Annotated in this window: 8 protein-coding genes; 2 read left to right on the top strand and 6 right to left on the bottom strand. The window is 69.7% G+C overall.

Features of this window, described 5'->3' with window-relative positions:
- The coding region (locus tag HUU96_RS07525) for a ferritin-like domain-containing protein (protein WP_174292218.1) at positions 1-605 on the top strand (605 nt) is incomplete at its 5' end.
- Here HUU96_RS07525 and HUU96_RS07520 read toward each other — a convergent pair.
- The 5 genes from HUU96_RS07520 to HUU96_RS07500 form a co-directional block, all read right to left on the bottom strand.
- On the bottom strand, positions 542-973 hold the full coding sequence (locus HUU96_RS07520) for a 4'-phosphopantetheinyl transferase family protein (RefSeq protein WP_174292217.1): 432 nt from the start codon (positions 971-973) through the stop codon (positions 542-544). The two genes, HUU96_RS07525 and HUU96_RS07520, sit on opposite strands and share 64 nt — an antisense overlap.
- Positions 974-1,140: 167 nt before the next feature.
- A complete protein-coding gene (locus tag HUU96_RS07515; RefSeq protein ID WP_174292216.1) occupies positions 1,141-1,905 on the bottom strand; it encodes a Crp/Fnr family transcriptional regulator in 765 nt (254 codons plus the stop codon).
- Between the two features lie 5 nt (positions 1,906-1,910).
- On the bottom strand, positions 1,911-4,124 hold the full coding sequence (locus HUU96_RS07510; protein ID WP_174292215.1) for a GumC family protein: 2,214 nt from the start codon (positions 4,122-4,124) through the stop codon (positions 1,911-1,913).
- Positions 4,125-4,139: 15 nt separating this feature from the next.
- Complete coding sequence (locus HUU96_RS07505) at positions 4,140-5,429, bottom strand: outer membrane beta-barrel protein (RefSeq protein WP_174292214.1); 1,290 nt, start codon at positions 5,427-5,429, stop codon at positions 4,140-4,142.
- A 38-nt stretch (positions 5,430-5,467) separates the two neighbouring features.
- Positions 5,468-5,944 carry a polysaccharide biosynthesis/export family protein gene (locus HUU96_RS07500; RefSeq protein ID WP_254605097.1) on the bottom strand — a complete coding sequence of 159 codons (477 nt, stop codon included), beginning with the start codon at positions 5,942-5,944 and terminating at the stop codon, positions 5,468-5,470.
- 501 nt (positions 5,945-6,445) lie between these two features.
- On the opposite strand from HUU96_RS07500, the gene HUU96_RS07495 reads away from it, so the two are divergent.
- Entirely contained in the window at positions 6,446-7,027 is a 582-nt protein-coding gene (locus HUU96_RS07495) for a sugar transferase (protein WP_254605095.1), read from the top strand.
- Here HUU96_RS07495 and HUU96_RS07490 read toward each other — a convergent pair.
- The gene (locus tag HUU96_RS07490) at positions 7,021-8,232 is read right to left on the bottom strand and encodes a glycosyltransferase family 4 protein (protein ID WP_174292212.1); all 1,212 of its coding nucleotides are present in this window, start codon (positions 8,230-8,232) and stop codon (positions 7,021-7,023) included. The two genes, HUU96_RS07495 and HUU96_RS07490, sit on opposite strands and share 7 nt — an antisense overlap.
- Between the last annotated feature and the right edge of the window lie 62 nt (positions 8,233-8,294).

Below are 8,294 nucleotides of genomic sequence, written 5' to 3'. Positions count from 1 at the left end.
CCGCCCATGCCGCCGAGCTGGCCGACGACAAGCAGGCGCATGTGGTCGCGCTGCGCGGCCGCATCGGCGCGCTGACCGCCGCCCAGCCGCAACTCGACCTGTCGGCAAGCTCCACCGGTGCCTTCTCCGTCGCCGCGCGCGGTGCCGGCGTCGCGGGGGCAGGCGCTGGCTTCGACCCTTACGCCAGCGACGCCAACTTCCTGATCGGCGCCTTCTTCGTCGAGAACGCCGTGGCGGCGGCCTATCGCACCCTGCTGGCGCAGAGCAGCGATCCGGCCGACCAGGCCGTCCTCCAGTCGCAACTGGCCGATGCCATCTATCATGGCGGGCTGATCCGCTCGCTGCTCGACGACCAGGCGAGCGCCGACTCGTCGATTGGCACGGTGCTGACCGGCGCGGGCACGATGCTCGCCGCGTTCGACGGCAGCGATGTCGGCGACCAGACCTTGGCCGGCGCGAACGGAGCCAGTTCCAACCTGCTCGATGCCGACAGCCGCCCGATCCCGTTCACGCGCACCAATGCGCAGGTGCTGAAGGCGCTCTACCTGTCGAGCAGCGGCGTCGGCGGCTTCCTGCCAACGGGGGCGAACGGCATCGCCGCCTGACGGTCGGCCCGAGCGGCGAGCCCGACGATCAGGTCGGCATGGCGGTAGAGCCGGAAGGCCCAGCCGTCGCTGCGGGGCGGAGCGGCTGCTCCCTCAAGGCTGACCCCGCCGCGGCGCGACCGGAAGGACAGCTGGTCCAGCGGCAACGCCAGGCCGACGCCCAGCGCCTTGCCATAGGCTTCCTTGAGGACCCAGCGGCACGCCAGCTCCATCGCGGGGGCCTTCGCGCCGTCGATGAGCGAGCGCTCGTCTGGTGCCAGCCAGCTATCCTGCGAGGTCGCATTCAGCTCGATGCGCGCGATCGTCTCGATGTCGAGGCCGACCGATCCCGCCGGGCCGACAACGACCGCGCATCGGCCTGCCGCCATGCTCCGGCTGATCGACGCAGGCGTACCATCGGGGGCGATGAGAACGGTCAGATTTTGACGATCGGCCGCTTGGCCGATCGCCAGCCGCATCCCGCCGTCGAGGAGCCAGGGCCCGTCGCCCGCCGGCAGCGGGCGGACCAGCGGCGTCAGCGCTCCGGCCCCCTCCTTCAGGCCGCGACGCCCTCGCGGGTCGGGTCTACCCGATCGGCGAGCAGCGCCAGCCGCGGGAAATCCTCGATCGTGACGACGCCGTTGCGGATCAGCACCAGCCGCTCGCGACGAAGCTGCGACACCACCCGGTTGACGTGCACGAGGCTGAGGCCGAGCGCCTCGCCCAGCGTGTCCTGGGTCAGCGGCATCGGATATGCGTCGTTGTGGACGAAGCCTATCGCCGACAGCCGCTGGTAGAGTTCGAGCAGCAGATGGCAGATGCGCTGCCGCGCGCTCTGGCAGCCCAGGCGGACGATGTGATCGAGCAGCGCCGTCTCTTCCGCCCGGTCGATCGCGGTCAGCGCGCGGGTCAGGCCGGGATAGTCGTCCGGGCAGGTCCGCACCGCCTGCACCAGCGGGCCGACGCCGATCGTGCGCAACGGCGTCAGCGCGATCACCGGATTGAGCGCCAGCGGTCGCCGCTCGCCGCGATCGCCCATCATATCGCCGGGCAGCAGCAGGCCCAGCATCTGGCGGCGGCCGTCGAGCATGACGCGCGGCCGGCACGCCCAGCCGCCGATGATCAGGCGCGGATGCGGGCTGCCGTCCTCATGTGGGCAGATGGTGGTGCCGGCGGCATGGTGCTTGGGCTGCTCGCCCAGCGACAGGACAAGCTCGATCTCCCGCGGCCCCAGCGGGTTGAGGCCGCGCAGGCGGTGGAGCAGCAGCTCGGTGCTGAGCGCCCGGCCGCTGCCGCGGGGATCGCCGTTCGGCAATGCCACGACCGTCAATTGGTGTAATAGCTGCTGTACGACCCCATGAACTGGGCAGGGTCGCCATAGCCGGAACGCGACAGCGCCTTGAGGTCGACGCGGCTGAGCGCCACGCCGGTCATCTTGACGCCGAGCGACTGGAGGAGGTGGATCGCCATCTCCACCGCTGCATCGGGGGTCTTGCGCCAGCGGACCAGCAACACCGTCGCATCCGCCTTCTTGGCCACCAGCCGGCCGTCGACCACCGGCAGCACCGGCGAGGCGTCGAAGATCACGACGTCGAACCGGTGCTTCAATTGCTCGATCAGCGCGTCGAAGCTGCCGTCGCTCAGCGCCGTCGTGCCGGTCGGCCCCGAGCGCAGCATCGGCAGGATGGTGAGCGGCGAATCGGTGTCGCGCACCAGCGCCTCGTCGAGGTCCGCTTCGCCCTCCAGCACCTGTTGCAAACCGACGGCGGGGCGCAGGCCGAGCGCGTTGGCGATGCTGGGGCGGCGCATGTCGGCGTCGACCAGCACGACCTTGGCACCGCCCATCGCCACCACCCGCGCCAGCCCGATCGCCGCCGTCGTCTTGCCCTCGTTGGGCAAGGCCGAGGTCAGCGCGATCGTCCGCACCTTGCCCTCGCCCGCCGCCTGCAGCACCGAGGCGGCGAGATTGCGGAAGCCCTCGGCATAGGCCGAGCCGCTATGGTCGACGAGCGCGCTGATCGGATCGCTGCCGCCGACGTAGCGCACCGCCGAGCCCAGCGTCGGCAGCCCGGCCAGATAAGGAAGCTGCAGCCGGCCCTCGACATCCTCCAGCGTGCTGATGCCGCGATCGGTGCCTTGGCGCAGGAACACGACGCCCAGCCCGACGGCGGTGGCGAGCAGCGCGCCGACCAGCAGGTTGATCGGCAGGTTGGGCGAGCTGGCCTTGATCGGGATCGCCGCGAAGCTCGCCACCCGCGCGTCGGACTGGGTCGTCGCTGCCTGCGAGCCGATCTCGTTGAGGCGGTTAAGCAAAGCCGCATAGCTCTGGTGCGCGGTGTCGGAGCGCAGTTGCAGGCCGCCCAGCGCGATGGAGGCGACGTTGTTGTTGACCACCTGCGCACGCGCGCCGCCGGCGCTGCCCGACAGGGAGCCGGTGCGCCGCGACGCGACCTCGCGCTGCGCCTCCAGGTTGGAGATGGTGCGCTTGATCTCGCCCTGGATCTGCGCGTCGATATCGGCGACCTGTCGCTGCGCGGCGGCGAGCGGCGGATATTTGGGACCGTATTTGCCACCCAGGTCGGCGACCTGGCCGCTGACGACCGCGCGCTGGCTGCGCAGCTGCTGGATCACCGGCGAGCCCAGCGCCTCGCCCAGATCGTCGCCGGACGATCCGCGCGCCAGCTGCTGGCGCGCGGTCTGCAGCCGCGCGGTGGCTTCCGCCTCGCCGGCCTTGGCCAGCGCGACCTGGCCGTCGAGCGACGACAATTGCTGCTCGGCGATGGTGCCGCCCTGCACGCTCATCAGGTTGTGCGCCACCTTGTAGCGGCCGAGCGCGCCGTCGGCGGCCTCGACCTCGCGGCGGGCGCCGTCGAGCTGGCCGCGGAGCAGGCCATCGGCGGACTGGGAGCCCTCGCGCTTGACGGAGGTGGACTGGGCGACGAACTCGCTGGCGAAGGTGTTGACGATCGCGGTCGCCAGGCGGCGGTCGTGATGGGCGAACCCGATGGAGAGCGCGAAGGTCTGCGCGGTGCGGTGAACCTCCAGCACCTGCAGCAGCCGCTCGATCGCGGCGTCGCGGCGGCTGGCGAGCGCGACCGGCGTGGTCGATGCGGCGAGGAACGGCACGCGGTCGCGCAGCGAGGGCGCGCGGATCAGGTCGTCGAAGCGCGCATCGCCGGTCAGGCCGAGCCGATCGACGACCAGCCCGGCCAGCGTCCGGCTCTTCAGCAGCTCGACCTGGGTGTCGACGCTCGAATCGGCGGCGGGGTCGCTCAGCGCGGTCGTCCGGTCCGATCCGATCTCGGCCGGATGCGGCGCGATCACCAGCGTCGCCGTGGCGGTGTAGCCGGGTGTCTGGAGCAGGGTGAAGGCTACCACCACCAGCATGATCGCGCCGGCGACGAGCAGGAACAGCGCAAGGTGCCGGCGATAGGTCTTGATGAGGTCGAACACGCCGGTCGCCGACGCGGGCCGATCGGCCGGGACGAGCATCTGGCGGAGGCCGGACGGCGGAACATACGGGGCGGGAAGGCTGGCCATGGGTCTGGGCTCCGGTCAGATCTGAAAAGTCAGCGTCGCCGAGACGCGATGATCGTCGAAGTCGGTCACGCCGACGGAGCAGGTGCAGCTGCGCGCGAGGTAGCGATAGCCGAGCCGCGCGTTCCAGTGGTTGCGCGACAGGTAGGTCACGCTGGCATCGGCATAGGGCAGGCTGTCGCGCCGCTGGATGCCGCGATAGGTGTCGCGGAAATAACCGCCCTCGATCGAGGCGATAAGGTAGCGGCGCAGTTCGTTGTCGGCGCGCAGCGAGCCGCCGCGATGCAGATAGCCGCCGCTGCCCGGCACGCCGCTGTCCTCGATGCTGCTCTCGCCCCGGGCGGTGATGGTCCACAGCCGGGTGGGCGAGAAGGTCAGCGTCCCCAGCGCGCCCAGCCCCGACAGCGGGCGAACGCCGGCAAGGTCGAAGTTCTGGCGGATGTAACCGATGCGAACGTCGCCGCGCAGCAGCGACGTCGCCTGGAAGCTGGAGCCGACATAGATGCCGTACCCCTTGGAGTCGCGGGTGCCGACGCCGGCGATCGGCAGGCTGTAGTCGATCTTGTTGGCGCTCGCCGCGCCATACAGCGACACGGCGGGGCTCAGCGACCGTTCGACCCGGACGAGGCCCTGGTAGCGGCGTCGGTCGCGATCGCGCGTCAACAAGGTGCCGCCACCGACCCTGCTCGCGTCGCGGAAGCGAAGGCTCGACAGGTCGCCGCGCAGGATGACGCGGGTGCTGGCCCCTTCGACGGTGGCACCGGCAAAGGCGTCGAGGCTGGTGTAGCTGAGCGGACGGGCGGCATCGACCGGCGAGTCGGCGGCATAGCGCGGCTCGATCAGCGAGCCATAGCTCGCCCCTGCGGACAGGCTGCTGAGCGCACCGATCGCGACGCTGCCGTCAACGCCGCCAAGTCCCTCCTCGGTATTCTCGCTGCCGTAGCTCGCATAGCGGCGCAGGTCGCCGCGGCCGAACGCCTCCAGCTGATACGGCCCCGCGCTGGTCCGCACGGTCAGCTCCGGCCGAACGACGACGGCGACGTCGCCATGCCGGTTGGCGTTGTTGGCGAAGATGTTGGAGGTATAGAGCGGCCCGATCGCCAGGGCGGGGAAGACGTCGAAGCCACCGATCTTCGTGCCCTGCGCCGAAAAGGCGGGGAGCATCCGGTCGACGACGGTGACCTCCTGTTGCCGCGCGAACACCGACTGCGCGGTGGTGATCGGCGGCGGCGGCGGTATCGCGACGGTGGGCGCGTCCTGCAGCAGCTGCGCGGCTGCCGGGGCGGCCCAGCCGGTGGCCAGGATCAACGGCAGGGCGGCGCATAGACGCCGTTTAGCGTCGTGCCTCAAAACCAGCGCTCCTTGATGCGGATGGTGTCGCCGGGAGCCACCATGGTGGTTGCGGTGACCGGCCGGCTGACCTCCACGTCCTGGCCGGCATGCTTGATGAACGCTCGCCCGGTCTTGGCGCGATAGGTATAGCCGCCCGCCTGCGCGACCGCGCCCAGCATGGTCAGCCCGTCGGCAAAGGGATATTGCCCGGGCTTGTTGACCTCGCCCAGAATGTAGAACGGCCGGGTCGACAGCACCTCCACCGCGACGCGCGGATCCTTGAGGTAGCCGTCGGCCAGCCGCGCGGCGATGCGTGCTTGCAGCTGCGTCGAGGTCAACCCGCGCACATCGACCTCGCCGATCAAGGGCAGCGAGATGAAGCCGGAGCCGCTGATGGTGAACTCGCCGCCCAGGCTCGCATCGCCGAAGACGACCACCCGCACGCGATCGCCGCCGGACAGGGCATAGGCATAGGTGGGCAAATCGGGCATCGTCCGCCCGGACGAGGCCCCGCCATCCCCGGGCACTTGCTGCGCCGGCGACGAGGCGCACAGCCCGATCGCTAGACACATCGCCACGCTGCGCAACGCGAATGTTGCAGGCATAGAACCTCCATTGATGCTCGCGCACCGCTTTTGCCGTTGTTTCGTGATGCTCGACGGACAGGCCGCCCCGAGTTTCAGCTAGTCGCTGCCCATCGCCGAACTGGCGGTAGTGCCAGCAGCAAGTGATTCCAGCTCTTCCGACACATCCAATGATGCATTTGGCCGGCAGCCACTGCAACGCATGTTATGATTTCGCAGTCGCAGCATAAATCAGCACGTCATTTGATGCGCTGCGGCCCCAAGTTGCGGAAATCAGCCTGACGGGCTGGCTACTTGCGAGACGAGCCGCGTTACTGGTCTATCGTTTACGAGTGAGTAACCATGACCGGCATCCCCAATCTTTCACCCCTTGTTGATCACGGCCGTCGATCGTTGAAGGTCGTTGACGTGACGGCGGCGTTTCTGCTCCTCATGCTGCTGTCGCCATTGATGCTGGGGATTGCCCTGCTGATCGGGCTGACGGGTGGCGGCTCGCCGCTGTACGGCCATCGCCGCTATGGCAAGGATGGGCGGACCTTCCTGTGCTACAAGTTCCAGTCGATGGCACCCGACGCCGACGCCCGGCTGGCGCGGTTGCTGGCGAGCGACCCGGCGGCTCGGGCCGAGTGGCACCGCGACCAGAAGCTGCGTCACGATCCGCGCGTCACCGCCATCGGCCGTATCCTGCGCAAGACCAGCCTCGACGAGCTGCCGCAGCTGTTCAATATCCTTCGCGGCGAGATGAGTTTGGTCGGCCCGCGCCCGATCGTCGCGGCGGAGGTGGCCCGTTATGGCCGGCGCTTCGTCGATTATTGCTCGGTACGGCCGGGCATCACCGGCATCTGGCAGATCAGCGGCCGCAACGACACCGGCTATCGCCGCCGGGTGGCGATGGACAGCCTGATGGCGCGGCGCATGTCGCCGCAGCTCTATGCGCGAGTGCTGATCGGCACGGCGCGCAGCGTGCTCAGCGGCAGGGGTGCCTACTGAACCAGTTCGGAGCGGCCCAGCACGTCGGCGTAGACGCCGGCGAACGCCGCCGCCACTGCCTCCGGCGTGGTCCGGGCGACCACCCGGTCGCGCCCTGCCGGCGACGTCGGCCTGCCCTCGACCAACACGCGCCTCATCCGATCGGCGAGGGCCTGCACATCGCCGGGCGGCACCAGCCAGGCGTCGTCGGCGATGATCTCAGCGATGCCGCCGCTGCGCGCGCCGATGACCGGGACATGCGCCTGGTATGCCTCCAACACCGTGCGGCCGAGCGGCTCCGCCCATAAGGATGGCGCGACGAGCAGGTCGATGCGGTCGAACAGCGCCTTGGGTTTCTGGAAGCCGACGAACTCGACCGGTAATCCGCGCGCAAGCTCCTCATAGGGTGCGATCGGCCCGAGCGCCGCGCCGGCGATCAACAGCCGCCAGCCGGTCGGCGGCAGCAGCCGCGCGGCTTTCAACAGCGTGTCGACGCCCTTTTCCGGGCTGATCCGGCCGAGATAGCCGAAGGTGATCGGGCCGGAGAGCGGCGGCTTCTGGTAACTGGCTGCGATCCCGTCGACGCTTGCGGTGTTCCAGATCACCTGCCGCCGCTCGGGCGCGACATGGCCGAAGAACCCGTAGCGCAGGTGCCGCGCCAGCACCTCCGCGCCCACCGCCGTCACCGCCGTCACCAGCCGCTGGTCGAACTGCTTGGTGAAGGTAAGGATGCGGCATTTGAGGTGCCGGTGAGTGCAGGGGCCGGTCTCGCGATACATCGAACTCGCCGCGCACAGCAGGTCGAAGTCGCGCAGCGTGTGCACCACCGGCACCCCGCGCTTCCCCGCCGCGTGCCAGACGCGAGTCGAGATATCGACCAGCGAATGGGTGTTGATGACGTCGGGCCGGAAGCGGTCGATGACCGCCCCGAAACGCCGCTCGATGCCGAAATTGGCCTGCTGCTTGAACTTCGCCCATTCGCGCTGGCGGGGGGTGTGGCTCAGCCAGTCCTCCAGCCAGAAGTCGTTGCCGTGCGGCATTCTATGGACCTCGACGCCGTTGCGCCTTTCCTCGACCGCTTCGCCCGGCGTCAGGCAGGCGGCGGCGACGCTCCAGCCCGCCGCCGCCTGCGCCTCGGCGAGCATACTGACCGACCGCTCGGCCCCGCCAACGATGTGCGGTGGATAGAGGCTCGACAGGTGGAGGACGCGCGGCGGCCGGGTCACGCGGCGCGTGCTTCGGTCAGGACGTGGCGGTAGAGATCGTCATAGGCGTCGAGCATCCGCGC

It is taken from the genome of Sphingomonas bacterium (genome assembly GCF_903644135.1).
Classification (GTDB): Bacteria; Pseudomonadota; Alphaproteobacteria; order Sphingomonadales; family Sphingomonadaceae; genus Sphingomonas.
This window is presented reverse-complemented; position numbering and strand designations above follow the sequence as displayed.